This window comes from Kitasatospora sp. NPDC034533 (assembly GCF_055575155.1).
The window spans coordinates 71,649-88,396 of the sequence record NZ_JBVITE010000019.1 but is presented as its reverse complement, the minus strand read 5'-3'; the positions used below and the strand labels follow the sequence as shown (position 1 = coordinate 88,396).

The following is a 16,748-nucleotide window of genomic DNA, read 5'->3' as shown; positions in this document are numbered from 1 at the left end:
AGGAAGCCATGGGCCTGTTCAACCGCACCAAGACCGTCACCGCCCCCGCCGCGACCGCCGTCAAGGCCCCGGCCGGCCCGGACCTCGCCCACCTGACCGGTGACTGGACCATCGACAGCACCCACAGCGAGATCGGCTTCTCGGTCCGCCACGCGATGGTCACCAACGTCAAGGGCCGCTTCACGGAGTACGACGGCAAGCTGCACCTGGACGGGACCCACCCGGGCAACTCCTCGGCCGAGCTGGTGATCAAGGTCGCGAGCGTCGACACCAACCAGGCCCAGCGGGACGAGCACCTGCGCACCGGCGACTTCTTCGCCATCGACACCCACCCGGAGATCCACTTCCGCAGCACCTCCGCCGAGCTGGTCCACGGCGACTCGTACCGGATGACCGGAGACCTCACGATCAAGGGCACCACCCGCCCGGTCGTGCTGGAGCTGGAGTACACCGGCAGCGCCACCGACGCGTACGGCGCCGACCGGGTCGGCTTCGAGGGCAAGGCCGTCGTCGACCGCACCGAGTTCGGCCTGACCTACAACGCGGCGCTGGAGACCGGCGGCGTGCTGATCGGCGAGAAGGTCAAGCTCAACTTCGACATCTCCGCCGTCAAGGCCGGCTGAGGCCGCCCCCACGAGCACCGCCCCTGCCCACCCCCGGGGCAGGGGCGGTTCCGGCGGTCCGGGGCGGTCCGGGCGGTCCGGGGCGGCCCGTCGTTTCGGCGGCCCGGCGTTTCGGCGGTCCGGCGTTTCGACTTCGGGCGTCCGGGGCGGTCCGGCGGTCCGGCGTTTCGGCTCGGGCCGGCCGGGCGTCACCCCCCGGGCAGCAGCGCCGCGTCCGCCGCGGGCAGCCAGCTGCCGGGCGGGCGGCGCAGCCAGCCCTCGGCCGCACCGAGCGCCCCCACCGCCCCGGCCAGCGCCCGAAGCCCCGGGTGACGCTCGCCCGGCCGGTGCACCAGGCTGACCAGGCTCAGCGGCACCGGCTCCACCAGCGGCACCGTCACCGTCCCCGGGATCCGCGGCCCGCCGACCGTGGTCATCATCGGATCGCCGTGCCGGGCGAGGTAGCGGGCGGTCTCGTCCACGCCCACCGGCGGCACGTGCGGCGGCGCCGCCGTCAGGCCGTGCTCGCGCAGCAGCCGGGCGCCGAGGTCGGCCCACTCGGTGGTGGCCGGGTTGCCCGCGCAGACGTCGACGGGGTGCCCGGCCAGGTCGGCCAGGCGCAGGACGGAGCGGCCGGCGAGCGGGTGGGTGTCCGCCATCATCACCGAGATCCGGTCCAACCGCACCGGAATGTGGGCGAGTTGGCCGCGCACCGGGGCGGGCAGCCCGGCGAAGCGGCCGAACGAGGCGTCCAGCCGGTGGGCCAGCAGTTCGGCGGCGGCCGCGGCCAGCCCGCCGTGGAAGCGGGCCAGCAGCTCGCCCTCCGGCCAGTCGGCGCGGGCCCGTTCGAGCACCCGGTCGGCAGTCAGGTCCGGGCCGGTGACGTCGCTGTTGAGGTCGACCAGCAGCGGCCGGGCGGCGGCCCCGGTGCCGGTCGCGGCCTCGGCGAGGATCTCGTCGTGCAGCGCCAGGAACCGGCGCGCCCGGGGCAGCAACCGCCGCCCGGCCGGGGTGAGTTCGACGCTGCGGGTGGTGCGGGTGAACAGCGCGTCGCCGAGCAGCGCCTCCAGCGCCCGGACGTCCCGGCTGAGCGCCTGCTGGGCGATGTGCAGCCGCTCGGCGGCCCGGCCGAAGTGCAGGGTCTCGGCGGTCGTGACGAAGCCGCGCAGCAGGCGGGGGTGCAGGTCGCGGGGCATGGGCGGCAGACTAACAACAGCGCGTTGTGAATGCGGCGAACCAGGTGTTGGACGGCCCCCTACGGGCGGCACCAGGCTGGGGGCACGCCCTCCGCCCCGCTCAGCCGGGCGCTCCCTTCTGCCCCGCTCACAGGAGCCCGATGTCCCCCCGCGCCCTCCTCACCTCCTACCGGCGGCTGTTCGCGGCCCCCGGCGCCGTCGCCTTCACCCTGACCGGCCTGCTCGGCCGACTGGCGCTGTCGATGTACGGCGTCTCGCTGGTCGTGCTGCTCTCCGAGCGGCGCGGCTCGTACGGGCTGGCCGGGGCGGTCTCGGCGGTCGGGCTGGTCACGGGCGCGATCGGGATGCCGCTGATCGGACGGCTGGTGGACCGGTACGGGCAGGCCAGGGTGACGGTGCCGGCCGCGCTGTACAGCGCCGTCCCGATGGCCGCGCTGCTGCTCTGCGTCCGCCTAGGCGCACCCGGCTGGACGCTCTTCCTCAGCTCCGCGGCCTGCTCGGCCATGCCCAACCTCGGCGGCATGGCCCGCTCCCGCTGGGCGCACCTGCACCGGGACGACCCGGCCGCCCGGCACCTGGCCAACTCCTTCGAGCAGGCGCTGGACGAACTCTGCTTCATGGCCGGGCCGGTGCTCGCGATGCTGCTCTGCACGACGCTCGCCCCGGAGGCCGGACTGATCGCCACCGGCGCCCTGGGCACCGCCGGCGCCCTGCTGTTCGCCGCCCAGCGGCGCACCGAACCGCCGCTGCCCGTCCGGGAGTCCGCCGAGCCGCGGCACGGATCGCCGCTGCGGACGCCCGGGCTGCGGGTGCTGGTGCTGACCTTCCTGGCGACCGGCATGGTCTTCGGCGCGACCGAGATCACCACCGTGGCGTACGCCGACGCGCTCGGTCACAAGGCCTCGGCCGGCCTGCTGCTGGCCCTGGTCGCGGGCGGCTCCTGCGTGGCCGGGCTGCTGTTCGGCCTGCTGACGCCGCGCCGGGCGCCCGGCACCCGCTTCCTGATGTGCGCCGCGGCGATGACCGCGGTGCTGCTGCTGCCGCTCGCCGCCGGGCTGGGCGAGGCCGGGCTCGGGGTGCTCGGGGTGGTGCTGTTCACGGCCGGGACCGCCACCGCGCCGACCATGGTGACCGGGATGACGCTGGTCCAGGAGCTGCTGCCGCGGCGGCAGTTCAACGAGGGGATGGCGATGGCGGTGTCGGGCATCGTGGTCGGCATCTCGGCGGGGGCGGCGATCGCCGGGACGGTCGCCGAGCGCGCCGCGCCGGGGACCGGGTACGCGCTGCCCGCCTCGGCGGCCGGGCTGGCGCTGCTGATCGCGCTGGCGGGGCGGCGGCACCTGGCGAGGCGGCCTCGCTCGGCGAGGCGGCCTCGCTCGGCGGGGCGCGGGGCGGCGAACGGGCTGGCGGACGGGCCGTCGGGCTGGTCTGCGGGCGGGGCGCCGGGCGGGGCCGGGGAAAATGGCGAGCCGATTGTCAGTGGCACCCTCTAACGTCGAGGCATGGGGGAAATCACCTACGTCCGAGGCGATGCCACCACGCCCCAGGGCAAGGGCGTGAAGGTGATCGCGCACGTCTGCAACGACCTCGGCGGCTGGGGCAAGGGCTTCGTGCTCGCGCTCTCCAGACGCTGGCCCGAGCCCGAGGCGGCGTACCGACGCTGGCACCGGGAGCGGGCGAAGAACGACTTCGGCCTCGGCGCCGTCCAGCTGGTGCCCGTCGATCCGCACACCTGGGTGGCCAACCTGGTCGGCCAGCGCGGCATCCGCACCGGGCGCTCCACCGGGGTGCCGGTGCGGTACGAGGCGATCGACACCGGACTGGCCGCGCTCGGTGAGCACGCGCTCCGGCTCGGCGCCTCCGTCCACATGCCGCGGATCGGCTGCGGCCTGGCGGGCGGGCGCTGGGAGAAGGTCGAGCCGCTGGTCACCGCCCGGCTGACGGCCCGGGGCGTCCCGGTGACCGTCTACGACTTCGACTGACCTGGCCTGACCTGACCGGCCCGGACCACGTTTCGGGCTTTCCTTCCACCGACCTCCTACCGGCCCGCCGTCGGCCTCGTGCCGGCTACCGGCCTCCTACCGGCGCCTGCCGATCCGCCGGCTCCGGCCGGTCGGATCCGACCGCGACCCGCCCGGCCGGCCAGGCGTACACGTACTCGGGCAGCAGGAACCCGCCGGGGAACTCCCCCACCTGCGCCCGAACCCGCTCGGCGCCCTCGCGCTCGTAGAAGGCGATCGCGCGGGTGTTGTCCCGGAGCACCTCCAGGGAGAGTCCGGCCCCGGGGTGCCGCTCGGCGACACGGGCACGGGCCGCCGCCAGCAGCTCGCGACCGATGCCGCCACCGGTCAGGCCGGGGCGCACGTGCAAGTTGTCGATCAGCACCCCGCCGTCCGGTTGCGGGACGAGGTAGATGAACCCGACCGCCTCACCGGCCCGTTCGGCTACCAGGAGCTCGGGCGTGTTCTCCGGCTCCCCGTAGTCGGCGGCCAGGCGCAGACTCCACAGTTCACGGCGCTGGGCGACCATCCCGTCGCCCAACCCCTCCTCCGGGACGATCCCCCGGTAGGTGGTGCGCCAGCTGTGGGCGTGCAGCTCGGCGACGGACTCGGCGTCCCGTGCGTCGCCACGCCGAATGACGGTCTGCCCTGAACTGATCATCTGACCAGCCTCCCACAGAGAGATGGAGTTGAACATGTTCAACCGATGCGACTACAGTTCCGTCCAACTTTTGAACGCGTTCGAATCGATGGGGGTGGTGTTCGTGGCACCGAGTGCGGAGGGGGCATCCGGTAACACGAACACCGACACCGGCTGGAACGTCGTCTCCGACTAGGCTCGTGCCCGTGGACGACCTGGCAGCGACGAACCGAACGGACGGCGAGAACGGTACGGCCGAGGCTTCGGCCGTACCGGCACCGGGGCAGGGGCCCGCCCCGGAGGGTGGGCCCCTGCCCGGCGGCCGGGCGCAGCCGAAGACCGACAAGAGCGAGGCGACCCGGGCGCTGATCCTGGAGACGGCCATGCGGCTGTTCCAGGAGCGGGGCTACGAGAAGACCACCATGCGCGCCATCGCCACCGAGGCGGGCGTCTCGGTGGGCAACGCGTACTACTACTTCTCGGCGAAGGAATTCCTGATCCAGGGGTTCTACGACCGGATGACCTACGACCACGCGGCCGACGCCAGGCGCCGCATGGCCGGCACACGGGACTTCGCCGAGCGGTTGCAGATCGCGCTCGCCTCGTGGCTGGACACCGCCGCGCCGTACCACGAGTTCTCCGCGCAGTTCTTCCGCACCGCGGCCGACCCCAGCAGTTCCCTGAGCCCGTTCTCCAATGAGTCCCACCCGGCCCGGGCCACGGCGGTCGAGCTGTTCCGCGAGGTGCTCCAGGGCTCGGACCTGGCGCCCAAGCTGGACGCCGAACTGGTCGAACTGCTGCCGGACGTGCTCTGGCTGCACCTGATGGTCGTGGTCCTCTACTGGGTCTTCGACCGCACCGAGGACACCGAGCGGACACGGGAGTTCGTCCGCAGGTCGACCCCCATGGCCGCCCGGGTGATCAACCTGTCGCGCTACCGGGTCTTCCGGCCGATCGTCCGCGATGCCAAGGGGCTCATCCAGGACTTCATCCTGCCCACCATCGGCAAGACCGCCGTCAAGTAGTCGGAAATCCCGGCCGCCTGTCCCGTTTCCGGGACAGGCGGCCGGTCATGCCTTTCGGTGGTCGCGCCAGGTGCGTGCGGCAATGACCATCCGGGCCGTCCACGGGTCGGGGTCGTCCCCGCCGATTTCCTCCCACATGTTGGCGTTGGCAGCGGCGAACGCGTCGATCCCGCAGGCAGGAGCTGCCCGCCACGTCGGAACGCGGGAGGCCCATTCCTCGGCCGAGTCGGGATCGTGCCCGAACGCGATCAGCCAGATCACCCAGTACCCGGGGTCAAGCCACGGGGCACCCTTGGTGGCCCAGGCCCAGTCCACGAGTTGGGCGCCCTGGTCGGTCACGAGGACGTTCGTGTGGTGCCAGTCCGTGTGGAGCAGCGCGCCACCGGCGAACTGGTCGAGGTCTTCCGGCCGTGCGGCATAGCGGGCCAAGCGCTGTTCGGCGTGCCGCAGTTCGATCGGCGGACAGGGGATCTCCGCCAGGCGTCGCAGCGCGGCCACGACCTTCGGCAGGTCGGGCGAGCCCGGCCGGTAGTCGGCGTGGTGCCCGTCGACCGCCTCGAAGATCAGCAGGTCCCACCCGTCGGACTCGACCCGGGCGACCAGGGCAGGTGCGATCCCTCGCACGTACGGGTTCACCTCCGCTTCTCGGGCCTGAGTCCACACCCGCCGGTGGTCGGCCCGGAGCCCCTTCACGTGGTACGTGCCGCTCGGCGACGTGAGGCGGGCAGCGACTGAGCTGTTGAAGCCCTCGGCCTCCGGCTCCGCGTTCAGGACCGGGCCAGTATGCGCTTCGACGGCCCTGCGCACCGCAACGGGAAGGTCTGCGTAGGGGGTTCGAGGTGTGGTCAAGGTCGTCCGTTCGTCTCACGTGGCAGGCCATGGGTTGGACGGCCGGGCGCTCCCGGGGTTGGGAGCGCCCGGCCATCGACGCTCGGCGGCTCGGCCGCGTCGGCGGGCATCAGCTTCGGAGCGGCACCGGGTGGTCCGGGGAGTCGAGCCACACGGTGTGGCCTTCGGGCCCGACCGTGAGGCCGAACCGGTCGAAGCCGGGGCGACCGTGCCCGTCCCACCAGTGCCAGGCGGCCTCCACCTCGTCCCAGAGGTTGCGGGGGCCGGACTGTCGGACCTCGAACCGGGATTCCCCGGGTACGGAGTCGACCGTCGCCCAGGACGTGACGGCCGTGTCGAACAGCCACCACGTCCAGCCGCCCTCACCGAACCCGTTGCGCCGGTAGTACACATCGGGCAGGGCGAGTGCGCACGCGAACTGCGCCAGCCAGTCGTCCCCGAGGGCCGCCTCGGGGTCGAGCTTCGTCCAGGACTGCTCGGAGCCGCCCGGCCAGTCGCCCGGCAGGTAGTCCTCCACCGGCTCGCCCTCGTAGCGCTGCCGGCGCAGCATCATGAACGCGGACGACCGGGTGAACCGGCCGCTCGCCGTACCGTCTTCGGCCACGGTGAGCCGCACGATCGCGCCGCCGCCGAACAGGGGCGAGACGGGGCTGACGATCACCCCGCCCGGCATGGTCTGGGCGAGCCAGGCGGCCGGGATGTCCCGAACCGACACGGTGGAGATGATCCGATCGTACGGCGCGCGCACGCCCCACCCGAACGAGCCGTCCACGCACACCACCTCGGGTGCGTAGCCGACACCACGAAGCGCCGTGCGGGCCTGGGCGGCGACCCGGGCGTCGACTTCGACCGTGGACACCATCTCGGCGCCCAGGCGGTGGGCCAGCAGGGCGGCGTTGTAGCCGGTGCCCGTCCCGATTTCGAGCACCCGGTGCCCTGGTTCCGCGCCGAGGTCGGACAGCATCTCGGCCACCATGGTCGGCATGGACGCCGACGACGTGGGCGCGGTGTGCTCGGCGTTCTCGGTGCCGTCGTCCCACTGCGTGATGATCGGCAGATCACTGTAGGCAAGCCGCATCCACCGTTCGGGCTCCTCGGATCGGCTGCACTCGGGGTCTTCATCTCCCTCGTCCGTCCAGACGGTGTCCGGGAGGAACGCGTGTCGCGGCACGCTGTTGAAGGCAGGGGCCCATTCGGCGGACAGGGAACCGGCGTCGGTGAGTGCCGTCGCCAGTGCGGCCCGCCGCTCCTCGGGGGTCACGGCTTCTTGTGCTTCGGCTCCGGGGCAGGCTTCTGCCTGTCCGGGATCGGCTTGGGGCCGATAGCTCCGCCGCCGGGGCTGGAGTGCTTCCCACCCGCACCGTCGTTCGGGCCGCCCTTGTTCTCGTCTCCCACGTCGGCTTCCTCTCTCTCGGATCGGCCTGTCGGGCCGATCGGTTCTCCAACCGCGCCCGGACCCATCAAGTACCGGCCGCAGCAGGCGTGGTGCCCCGCCCAGGGCCTGACTCCGGCCTCGCCTGGGCGGGGGTCCATCAGTGAGCGGGGCTGTCCGCACTCACGCGGTGTGGCGACGGCTCCGCACCCAGCGGCGACGTCGCGGCCCGTCCCGGGGCGGATTCCCGGTCACGCCCCGGGACGGGGGCTTGGGGCGGCCCTGCCCGTCCCGCCGGGGGGATTCGGTCGGGGCAGGGCCGTGGAACCCGCCGGAGACCGGGGGGGGAAGAACCCCTCTCCGGGCCTCTGGCGGGGGCTAGTTGAGCCGGTTCGGCGGACGGCCGGCGGCCCGGTGGCGGCGATGCGGTATCGCGAGTACCTCATCGACCAGGCTGTAGAGATCCGCTGCGCGCCGCGCGTGCCACATCGCCTCGTCGACCTGCGCCAGGACCGCCTCGCGGGCCGCTTCCGCGAGCACCTGTCGAGCCTGCCGTTCGTCGTCGCGCGCCTGCTGCGCCCGGGCGAGCGCCTGGCGCCGTTCCGGGCTGAACCACAGGACCGGGGGCGTGAACTGGAGGTACGCGCCCCAGATCCACGACCACGTCACCCGGGGCTCGCGAACCAGGCTGCGGACCGCCCGACCGAGGAAGGCGAGCCGGCCGCGCAGGCTCACGCCGCGCCGAGGGGCGCCGACGCCTCGGGGAGCTCCTCCGAAGGCGGCGACGGGTGGTAGACGAACTCCAACTCGGGTGCGTCTTCGACGGGTTCGACGTTCCACGGCATGGTGGAGAACTCGACGCCGCCACCCGGGGGACGGAGGTACGCCTCCTTGTTGTAGGTGGCGGTGTAGACGCCCGTCCTGCCGGTGGCGATGTCCTTGACCAGTTCGCCGACCTTGGGGATGTACACGCGCTTGTAGGGGGGCTTCCTCATGCTCACGCCGTCGGCTCCTTTCCGTAGTTGGCTCGTTACAAGAATCGACAGCCGGAGCTAGCATCGGAAGAGCCGCCGTGTTTCCAACGTGGACGGCGCCGAGCGTGAAACATCGGAGGCAGCGTTGGGCTGGCAGGAACGGGAGCTACACCCGGAACGGTCACCAAGGCACTTCTACGGCGCGGAGATTCGGCGACTCCGCAAGCTCCACGGCAACATGTCGCTCGGTCGACTGGCGGTGATCCTCAACTTCTCGAAGGGGCACCTCAGCCGAATCGAGGGCGGCGAGTCGAAGCCACCCGAAGGCCTGTCCGAGAAGTTGGATGCGGCCTTCAACACCGATGGTTCGTTCCAGCGCTACTACGCGCTTGCGAAGCGTGAGCCGTTTCCCGACAAGTACTCGACGTTTCTCAAGCTGGCCAGCACAGCCATCGGTCACGCTTCGTACACGATGACCGTTCCGGGACTGCTCCAGTCGAGAGCCTTCGCGAGTGCGGTACTCAGTGCGGGTGAGCCGTTCGCCAGCCCGGAGGAGACAGAGGATTGGCTGACCACCCGCATGGGGCGCCAGGCCAGAGTCTACCAGGTGCCTCCCCCGTGTAGATATTGGTTCATCTTGGATGAGTGGGCCCTGCGGCGGCCGGTCGGTGGAGCAGCAGTCATGGCCGAGCAGTTGGCGTTGATCCTCGCGGCGTGCGAGCTCCGGCACGTCACGGTTCAAGTGCTCCCCCTTGGCGCTGGTGGACACTCGGAGCTGGGCGGGTCATCCCTGATCTTGTTGACCATGCCTGATCGCGAGGTGATCGCCTATGAGGAAGGCAGCCGCTCGGGCCATCTGTTCGATGACCCACAGGACGTGGCGCACCGACAAGCGCTCTACGATCTGCTGAGGGCCCAGTCCCTGCCTCCACTGGACTCTGTCGCCATGATCAGATCGGCTTGGGAAGGATTCACCGATGCTCTCCGAGGAACAACCGGCCCGGTGGCGGACGAGTAGCTATACCAACGGTCAAGGCGGAGACTGCGTCGAAGTGGACGACGCCAACCCCGGGACGGTCCGTGACTCCAAGGACCCCGAGGGCCCCTGGCTCCGCTTCACCCCCGACGCGTGGACGGCGTTTGTCCGGGCCACTGTGGACGGCGAGTTCGGGGGCGTGTGAGCCCATGAGGAGGCCGGCCCGCAGTGAATGCGGGCCGGCCTTCGGCGTCTGTCCGCCGGGTCAGAACTCCGTCGGGGTCCAGGCCTGGGCCGGGGTGCGGAGCAGCAGATCAGCTGCCGCCGCCGCGCCGGGGCGCAGCTCGGTGAGGAGGGCGGCCGAGGCGAGCCTCGACGCCGTCTCCGCTCCCAGGTAGAGGGAGCCCAACTGCGAAGCACCGAGGGCGAGATCGGCACTGTCGGTGGTCCGCACACAACGGCCGGATCCGTCCTCCGCCGCCTCCAGGGCCCAACGGCCCGACGCGTAACCGATCTTGTCCTCGACCTCCAGCACCACCCGGCCCGGGGCGCCGTACGTCCGGGCGGCGAAGGCGGCCTCGACGTCCAGCAGGCGGAGCCACATGAGGTCGGAGTTGTCCTCGTGCGGGGTGGCCGCACGCGGGTCCTGGAGCAGCAGCGGCAGTGGGTCGCTCGGGCCGAGCTTGCGCGCCGAGACCCGGGCCACCCAGTCCACCGACAGCACCAGGCGCCAGAGTTCGACGGCGGTGGGCAGGTCGAGGGCGATGAACTCCTCCACGCTGAGCGTGCAGTCGGGGAACGAGCCGTCCCACTTGTTGTCGACCCGGTAGGTCACCAGGCCGGTGACCGTGCCGTCGGCGTCCCGGTGGACGGCGGCGAACGGCTCCTTGAACTCGTCGCCCGGCACCCGGATCTCGCCGACGTAGCGCTCCCACCAGATCGCCTGGCGGTCGATCGCCCCCGGCTGGGTGCGGCGCCAGCGCTCGTACAGCTCGGCGCCGAGCTCGCGCAGTTCGGCCATGGTCACGAAGTCGATCCGGCCACCGGGCACGCCCGGGAGGCCCTCGCGCAGACCACCGCTGCGGCGCAGGTCGATGTTCCAGCCGCCGCCCCGGGTGGCCGGGCCGAAGCCGAACCGGCCGTAGATGTTGTACTCGGCGGCGATGAGGATGGCGACCGCGCAGCCGCGCTCGGCGGCGGACGCGAGGTCCCGGCGCATCATCGTGCTGAGCAGGCCGCGGCGGCGGTGGGTGGAGCTCACCGTGACGTTGGTGACGGCGTCGGCCGGCACGACCGCACCGCCGGGGACGGTCAGCTCCGTGTCGAAGCTGCGGAAGGTGGCGATCTGGCGCTCGCCGTCGAACCCGGCCAGCATCCGGCCCGGCTCGAACCGCCGCCGGAGCAGCTCCGACGCGGGAGCCACATCGGGGCGCAGGAAACCGAAGTTGAGCGCCCGGCTCCACTCCGCCACCTCGTCCAGCGAGACGGCCCGCACCTGGACCCCGCCCACGGTGTCGACGGTCGTGTGATCGATGCTGTTGCCCATGGAGCCACGGTACGGCGGCCGTTGGGCCGGGGGCATCCGATTTATTCCGTGCCCGACCCGAGGTGCTCGCCCGGCACCACCACCCAGTGGTTGACCCGCAGCACGCGGTCCGAGAAGTCCACGTCCCGTTCGCCGAGCAGCCGGAAGCCCAGCGCCCGGCAGATCCCGTTGGACGGCCCGTTGGTGACCCCCGGGTTGGCGTGCACCTCGCCCCAGCGGCCGTCCGCGGCGGCGGCGTCCAGCACCCGGCGGACGGCCTCCTTGGCGAGGCCGCGCCCCTGGTACTCGGGCAGCACCATCCAGCCGATCTCGGAGACCGCCTCGCCGTCCTCCTCGTCCGACCAGAGCGTGACCGTGCCCACCGCCTCGCCGTCCTCGGCGCCGTCCGGCACGATCATCCTGATCCACGAGCGGTCGGCGGCCACCTCGGCCACGTCCTTGCGCAGCCGCGCCTCCACCCCGCTCCGGGGCAGCGGTCCGCCCAACTCGGCCATCATCACCTGGTCGCAGCGCATCCGGACGTACGCCTCGACGTCCTCGGCCCGCACATCCCGCAGCCGCATCGGCCCCTCCTCGGCACCGGTCCGGACGACCACGCCGGCGCGGCCCACCGGCAGTGGCGTCCGGCGGTGCGGACTGGCATCCTCGTGCCGGTTCAGATACAGACGATCCTACTTTCGGGGGCCCCATGGAGGACCAGTACTTCCGGACGATGAAGGAGTACGAGAGCCGCTCCCTGGCGGCGAAGCTCACCGGCGGGCTCACCGTCGCCGGCTGGCTCTGGGCACTCTGGCTGGTCTTCTCCCCGGGCAACGGGCTCTGCGACGCACCGGCCTTCTACGAGCCGACGGGCTTCCACATGCAGGAGGCCTGCAACGGCGAGACGATCGGCCGGATCGGCAGCGCGGTCGCCGTGCTCCTGGTCTCGCTCCCGCTCGCCGCCGTCTGGGGCTGGACCTTCGTGCGGCTGCTCGACAGCCGCAAGGCCCTGGCCGCGCTGAGCGACCGGTAGCCGACGGGGCGGCGTGGTCGGACCCCGGGACGGACCCCGGGCTTCAGGGCCGGGCGTAGAAGTTCGGGGTGCCCATGATCCAGAGGCTGGCCTGCTTGATCGGCTTGCCGGCCCTCGGCGCCTCGATCATCTGGTCGTCGCCGATGTACAGCCCGACGTGGAAGATGTCGGCGGCGCGCCCGGTGTCGCTCCAGAAGACCAGGTCGCCGGGGCGCAGGTCGCGGTAGCCGACGGGGGTGCTCTCGGCGTACTGGTCGGCGGCGAAGTGGTTGAGCCGCCGGCCGCCCTCGCGCCAGGCCATCATGGTCAGCCCGGAGCAGTCGTAGCCGGCCGGGCCCTCGCCGCCCCAGACGTACGGCAGGCCGATCTTGGACTTGGCGAAGGCGACGGCGGCGGCCGCGCCCTCGGCGGACCACGGGCGGGTGGCGGGCGGCGGCGGGGCCTGGGCGGCCTTGGCGGCCGCCTCCTCGGCCTCCCGGGCGGCCCGTTCGGCGGCGGCGCGGGCAGCGGCCTCGGCCTCCCGGGCGGCGATCGCCTCCAGGGCCTCGCGCCGCTGACGCTCCAGCTCGACGGTGGTGTCCCGGGCGGCGGCCAGTTCGGCGAGCAGTTCCTCGCGGCGCCGGTCGGCGGCGGCCACCTCGCCCTGCCGGGCGGCCAGCCGCTGCTCCGCCCGGGCCTTGGCCGCGCCGACCTCGGCGGCGGCCCTCCCGGCGGCCTCGGCGGCGGTACGGGCGGCGGCGGAGGCCGCCCGGGCGGCGGCGGCCGTGGAGGTGGCGGCGTCCAGGATCTGCCGGGTGCGCTCGCTGACCTGGCCGATCGCGGCGGCGCGGTCGCCCGCCTCGCGCGGGCCGTGGGCGCCGAGCAGCGCGTTGAGGGCGGACAGTTCGGCGCCCGCCCCCTGCCGGTACGTCTCGGCGGCGAGCCGGGCCGCGTCCTCGGCGGCGGCCGACCGCTCCGCCTCGGCGACGGCGGCGCGCCCCGCGGCGGCGGCCTCCTCGGTACGGGCCCGGGCGAGCGCGAGCTGAGCGCCGTTGTAGGCCTCGACGGCCCGTTCGGTGGCGCGCTCCGCCTGGTCCAGCTCGGCCCGGGCGGCGGTGAGCGCGGCCTCCAGGGCGGCCACGGAGGACGCCTTGCCGTCGGCCTCGGCGCGGGCCCGGTCGATCTCCTCGGTGGTCGGGTAGGCCTCTTCGCCGCCGGCGGGGCCCGCCGGTCCGGCCGAGGATCCTGGGTCCGCCGGGGCCGGGGCCGCCGGGACGGCCTGGGCTGCGGGGAGCAGCCCGAGCACGGCGGTGAGGGACAGCAGGAGGGTCGGCAGGAACCTGCGCGCCACGGGACGCCCCCTTCTGACGGGTCCGGAGGGGACGGCGTCGGACGGTGCGGCCTCGGGCGGTGCTCGGCGTAGGCGTCGGCGCCGGGAGGGGGTGGCGGGGTCCGATGAATCATCCCATCACGTGACAGAACGGTCACATGACGCTCATGTTCTCAATTCCGGCGGGCTTCACACCTGGAACATGCGCCGCCGGTCGAGTGACTGTCAGATCATCTGATGAATCGCCGGTTCCAGGGACCCCGGCTCCAGGGACCCCGGTTCCACGCCCCCTGGACGGGGGCGCGCGTCCTACCGGCCGATCCGTCGGGTGCGGGTCCGCAGCCGGGGGTGCCGCTCGGGGCGAGCCTCCAGCCCTGTCGGGCCGACCACGACGGCCCGGCTGCGCCCGGCCCGGACGGTACGGCGGCGCTGCTGCGCCAGGCGGGAGCGGGCCGCACCGGCGCCCCCGTCCGTCTGGTCCGCCGCGTCCGCGGGCCGCCCCTCCGCGCCGGCCGCCGAGCGGCGGTCGACCAGTCTGGCCCGCCGGCGGGCCAGCGCCCGGGCGGCGTGGGCGTCCAGGTGGGCGGTGGCCCGGGCGGCCATCCGCTCGGCCACCCGGTGCGCGGCGGGGTGGTTGGCGGGCACCTTGTCGGGAGCCCCGGCGATCAGGTCGAAGAGCCAGGTGCGGGCCCGGTCCGCGCGCCGGTGCAGCAGGCGCTCGCGCCGCAGCGCACGCGCCCGGCGGCGGGGGCGCTCGGCATACCGCCAGCGGGCCCACGGGCTGCTCGGCCGGGCCAGCCGGACCGCCCCGATCCAGGACAGGCCGGGGACCATGATCCCGAGCAGGCCGGTCCACACCTTGCCCTTGAACAGGGTGATCACCGAGGCCAGGAAGTTCACCGAGATGATCGTGACCAGGCCCCACCTGGTCTCCTCGCCGGGCACCACGCCGAGCGGCACGTACCCGACCAGCAGCAGGGAGGTGAAGAGGATGCCGAAGATCACCGCGTCCACCGACTTGCGGCCCTGCTCGCTCCAGTACACGTCGTCCAGGTGCAGGATCAGCGCGAACTCGTCCAGCACCAGGCCGCAGCCGATGCCGAAGGCCAGCCCGAACCAGTCCATCCACGGCTGCCCGCCGTAGGTGGCGAACACCCCGATGCCGCCGAGCAGCAGGAAGCCCAGGCCGAAGACCATGTGGTGGATGTGCAGGCCGCCGGGGGTCACGTTGCCGGGCCACCAGCGCACCTGGGCGCGGATCATCCGGACGCTGAAGCGGATGAAGACGAAGGAGGTGATGAACCCGACCAGCAGCAGGAACAGCGGTTGCTTGTGCGTGTTGACGATGTGCTCGCGGTAGCTGTCCAGCAGTGTCGTCATGGGTCTTACCTTCGTTCCTGGTCCTGCGTGCGGCGGCCCGCGTGCTGCGGGGCGCGTGTTGCGGGCGCGTGTTGCGGCCCGGGCGCCCTGACGGGGGCCGGCGCCCGGTCAGAACCCCCGGGTGCGCTTGGCCGCCCGGCGCGGCATGGCCGGGTAGAGCGACGGGCGCTCGGCGCCGACCGGCAGCTTCATGAACAGCCGGGCGATCTCCCCACCGAGGTTCACCCCGACCGCCAGCGCCATCGCGATCGCCGCCGCCCGGAAGACGGACACCAGACCGGCGCTGGAGTGCCCCTGGGCGAAGGCGAGCATCCCCAGGTAGAGCGCCGAACCGGGCATCAGCGGGCCGATCGCGGCGGTCACGTACGGCAGTGCCGAACCGTTTCGGTAGCGCGCCATCAGCTGGCCGAAGAGGCCGACCAGCCCGGCCGCCACGCCGGTCGCCGCGATCGGGTTGACACCCGCGTTGTACACCAGCGCGCCGTAGCTGGCCCAGCCGATCCCGCTGTTGACCGTGACCAGGGCCAGCGAGCGGCGGTCGGTCTGGAGCAGGGTGGCGAAGGCCAGAGTCAGCAGCATCGCGGCGACCATCTGGACCGGCGGGTAGTTGGCGCCCACCAGGCTCTCGTCGGGGCGCAGGTTCGCCTCGAAGCCGACCCCCAGGTAGAGGATCACCATCACCCCGATCACGATGCCCGCGACCAGGTAGACCACTTCCAGCAGCCGGGCCGCGGCGGTGATGTAGAAGCCGGTCAGGCCGTCCTGCACGGCGGCGACCAGGGCCCGTCCGGGCAGCAGGGCGAACAGCCCACCGGTGATCACGACCGAGCCGCGCAGGCCCCAGTCGTTGAACGAGAGGATGATCCCGGAGGCGGCGGCCGGCATCGCGGCCGCCACGAACTGGTAGAACTCCGGCAGCCGGCGCTTGGCCAGCGCCGAGGCCAGCCGGTCGCCGAGGACGGCCGCGACGAAGGCGCTCGCGAAGACCAGCCAGCCCTTGTCGTCCATCTTCCCGCCGACCAGGAAGGTCGCCGCGCCCGCCAGCAGGCCGGTGGTCAGGGCGAGGAACCAGGCCGGGTACGGGTGCCGGTTGCGGCGGATCAGGGCCAGCCGGCGGTAGGCGTCGTTGACCGACACCTTCTCCATGGTGATGTCCGCGACCAGCTCGTACACCGCGTCGAGCCGGGTGTAGTCGGAGGTGCGGCGGCGCACCACGCGGTCGGCGGTGACCGGGGGCTCGACCAGCGAGGGCTGGTACGAGATGCCGATCAGGGTGAAGGTGACCTGCGGCTCGCAGCGGTCCAGGCGGTAGGCGTGCGCGATGCCGAGCATCGCCGCCTCGACGTCCTCGGCGGCCTCGCCGCTGGCCAGCAGGAGTTCGCCGATGCGCAGCGTCAGGTCGAGGATGCGCGGGACGTTGCGGGTGACGGCCGAGGAGGGGTGCAGCTCGCGGGCGGTGCGCTCGAAGGCGGGGCGCTCGGACATCGGGGTGCGCAGCAGGGTGCGCATCCGGTCCGGCCAGGGCGCCTCGCCGGGGGCGCCGGCGGTGAGGTCCGGGATCGGTATGCCGGTGGGCGGGGTGTAGCCGGCCGCCCGCCACTCCTCGGGGGTGAGGGTGTCCTCGGCCACCGAGCGGCGGCGGACCGGTGGCTCGGCCTCGGGACGGGCCACCGGCTCGGGCGCCGGTTCGGGCACCGGCTCGGGCTCGGGGGACAGCAGGCCCTTGGTCTCCGGGACGGGCGGGGCGAGCGGGACGACGGTGGTGGGCTCGACCGGCGGCGCGGGGTGGCCGAGCAGACCCTCGGTGGGCGGTGCGTCGGCGGGGTGCACCGGCGTCGGAGGTGCCTGCCGCGTCTGTCGTACCGCC

At 73.1% G+C, this 16,748-nt stretch carries 18 protein-coding genes; 7 read left to right on the top strand and 11 right to left on the bottom strand.

Going from position 1 to position 16,748, the window contains the following annotated elements:
- Nucleotides 1–8: 8 nt before the first annotated feature.
- A complete protein-coding gene (locus ACZ55U_RS16505; protein ID WP_465526821.1) occupies nt 9–623 on the top strand; it encodes a YceI family protein in 615 nt (204 codons plus the stop codon).
- 188 nt (nt 624–811) lie between these two features.
- Here ACZ55U_RS16505 and ACZ55U_RS16500 read toward each other — a convergent pair whose 3' ends face one another.
- On the bottom strand, nt 812–1,798 hold the full coding sequence (locus tag ACZ55U_RS16500; protein ID WP_465526820.1) for a LysR family transcriptional regulator: 987 nt from the start codon (nt 1,796–1,798) through the stop codon (nt 812–814).
- Between the two features lie 140 nt (nt 1,799–1,938).
- Between ACZ55U_RS16500 and ACZ55U_RS16495 the strand changes: the two genes are divergently transcribed.
- Together ACZ55U_RS16495 and ACZ55U_RS16490 are read left to right on the top strand one after the other, a co-directional pair.
- Nucleotides 1,939–3,291 (top strand): MFS transporter, encoded by a 1,353-nt coding sequence (locus ACZ55U_RS16495; protein ID WP_465526819.1) that lies wholly within the window; start codon nt 1,939–1,941, stop codon nt 3,289–3,291.
- A 9-nt stretch (nt 3,292–3,300) separates the two neighbouring features.
- Nucleotides 3,301–3,780 (top strand): macro domain-containing protein, encoded by a 480-nt coding sequence (locus ACZ55U_RS16490; protein ID WP_465526818.1) that lies wholly within the window; start codon nt 3,301–3,303, stop codon nt 3,778–3,780.
- An 85-nt stretch (nt 3,781–3,865) separates the two neighbouring features.
- Here ACZ55U_RS16490 and ACZ55U_RS16485 read toward each other — a convergent pair whose 3' ends face one another.
- Entirely contained in the window at nt 3,866–4,459 is a 594-nt protein-coding gene (locus ACZ55U_RS16485; protein WP_465526817.1) for a GNAT family N-acetyltransferase, read from the bottom strand.
- A 185-nt stretch (nt 4,460–4,644) separates the two neighbouring features.
- On the opposite strand from ACZ55U_RS16485, the gene ACZ55U_RS16480 reads away from it, so the two are divergent.
- Nucleotides 4,645–5,463: a TetR/AcrR family transcriptional regulator gene (locus ACZ55U_RS16480; protein WP_465526816.1), complete on the top strand. Its 819-nt coding sequence runs from the start codon at nt 4,645–4,647 to the stop codon at nt 5,461–5,463.
- A 45-nt stretch (nt 5,464–5,508) separates the two neighbouring features.
- Here the strand turns inward: ACZ55U_RS16480 and ACZ55U_RS16475 are convergent, their stop codons facing one another.
- The 4 genes from ACZ55U_RS16475 to ACZ55U_RS16460 all read right to left on the bottom strand — a co-directional run bounded on the left by ACZ55U_RS16475 (nt 5,509) and on the right by ACZ55U_RS16460 (nt 8,679).
- On the bottom strand, nt 5,509–6,270 hold the full coding sequence (locus ACZ55U_RS16475; RefSeq protein WP_465526815.1) for an aminoglycoside phosphotransferase: 762 nt from the start codon (nt 6,268–6,270) through the stop codon (nt 5,509–5,511).
- A gap of 151 nt (nt 6,271–6,421) precedes the next feature.
- The gene (locus tag ACZ55U_RS16470; protein ID WP_465526814.1) at nt 6,422–7,573 is read right to left on the bottom strand and encodes a methyltransferase domain-containing protein; all 1,152 of its coding nucleotides are present in this window, start codon (nt 7,571–7,573) and stop codon (nt 6,422–6,424) included.
- 489 nt (nt 7,574–8,062) lie between these two features.
- Nucleotides 8,063–8,419 carry a hypothetical protein gene (locus tag ACZ55U_RS16465; protein ID WP_465526813.1) on the bottom strand — a complete coding sequence of 119 codons (357 nt, stop codon included), beginning with the start codon at nt 8,417–8,419 and terminating at the stop codon, nt 8,063–8,065.
- Complete coding sequence (locus ACZ55U_RS16460; RefSeq protein WP_465526812.1) at nt 8,416–8,679, bottom strand: hypothetical protein; 264 nt, start codon at nt 8,677–8,679, stop codon at nt 8,416–8,418. Before ACZ55U_RS16460 ends, ACZ55U_RS16465 begins: the two co-directional genes overlap by 4 nt.
- A gap of 88 nt (nt 8,680–8,767) precedes the next feature.
- Between ACZ55U_RS16460 and ACZ55U_RS16455 the strand changes: the two genes are divergently transcribed.
- The gene (locus ACZ55U_RS16455; protein ID WP_465526811.1) at nt 8,768–9,676 is read left to right on the top strand and encodes a helix-turn-helix domain-containing protein; all 909 of its coding nucleotides are present in this window, start codon (nt 8,768–8,770) and stop codon (nt 9,674–9,676) included.
- A 34-nt stretch (nt 9,677–9,710) separates the two neighbouring features.
- Entirely contained in the window at nt 9,711–9,839 is a 129-nt protein-coding gene (locus ACZ55U_RS16450; RefSeq protein WP_465526810.1) for a DUF397 domain-containing protein, read from the top strand.
- 60 nt (nt 9,840–9,899) lie between these two features.
- Here ACZ55U_RS16450 and ACZ55U_RS16445 read toward each other — a convergent pair whose 3' ends face one another.
- The gene (locus tag ACZ55U_RS16445) at nt 9,900–11,180 is read right to left on the bottom strand and encodes a GNAT family N-acetyltransferase (RefSeq protein ID WP_465526809.1); all 1,281 of its coding nucleotides are present in this window, start codon (nt 11,178–11,180) and stop codon (nt 9,900–9,902) included.
- Between the two features lie 41 nt (nt 11,181–11,221).
- The gene (locus ACZ55U_RS16440) at nt 11,222–11,743 is read right to left on the bottom strand and encodes a GNAT family N-acetyltransferase (RefSeq protein ID WP_465526808.1); all 522 of its coding nucleotides are present in this window, start codon (nt 11,741–11,743) and stop codon (nt 11,222–11,224) included.
- A 125-nt stretch (nt 11,744–11,868) separates the two neighbouring features.
- Between ACZ55U_RS16440 and ACZ55U_RS16435 the strand changes: the two genes are divergently transcribed.
- Nucleotides 11,869–12,192 carry a hypothetical protein gene (locus ACZ55U_RS16435; RefSeq protein ID WP_465526807.1) on the top strand — a complete coding sequence of 108 codons (324 nt, stop codon included), beginning with the start codon at nt 11,869–11,871 and terminating at the stop codon, nt 12,190–12,192.
- Nucleotides 12,193–12,235: 43 nt separating this feature from the next.
- Here the strand turns inward: ACZ55U_RS16435 and ACZ55U_RS16430 are convergent, their stop codons facing one another.
- From ACZ55U_RS16430 to ACZ55U_RS16420, 3 genes are all read right to left on the bottom strand, one after another.
- Nucleotides 12,236–13,522 carry a C40 family peptidase gene (locus tag ACZ55U_RS16430; RefSeq protein ID WP_465526806.1) on the bottom strand — a complete coding sequence of 429 codons (1,287 nt, stop codon included), beginning with the start codon at nt 13,520–13,522 and terminating at the stop codon, nt 12,236–12,238.
- Between the two features lie 288 nt (nt 13,523–13,810).
- Nucleotides 13,811–14,881 (bottom strand): hypothetical protein, encoded by a 1,071-nt coding sequence (locus tag ACZ55U_RS16425; protein WP_465526805.1) that lies wholly within the window; start codon nt 14,879–14,881, stop codon nt 13,811–13,813.
- 108 nt (nt 14,882–14,989) lie between these two features.
- A complete protein-coding gene (locus tag ACZ55U_RS16420) occupies nt 14,990–16,711 on the bottom strand; it encodes a threonine/serine exporter family protein (RefSeq protein ID WP_465526804.1) in 1,722 nt (573 codons plus the stop codon).
- Between the last annotated feature and the right edge of the window lie 37 nt (nt 16,712–16,748).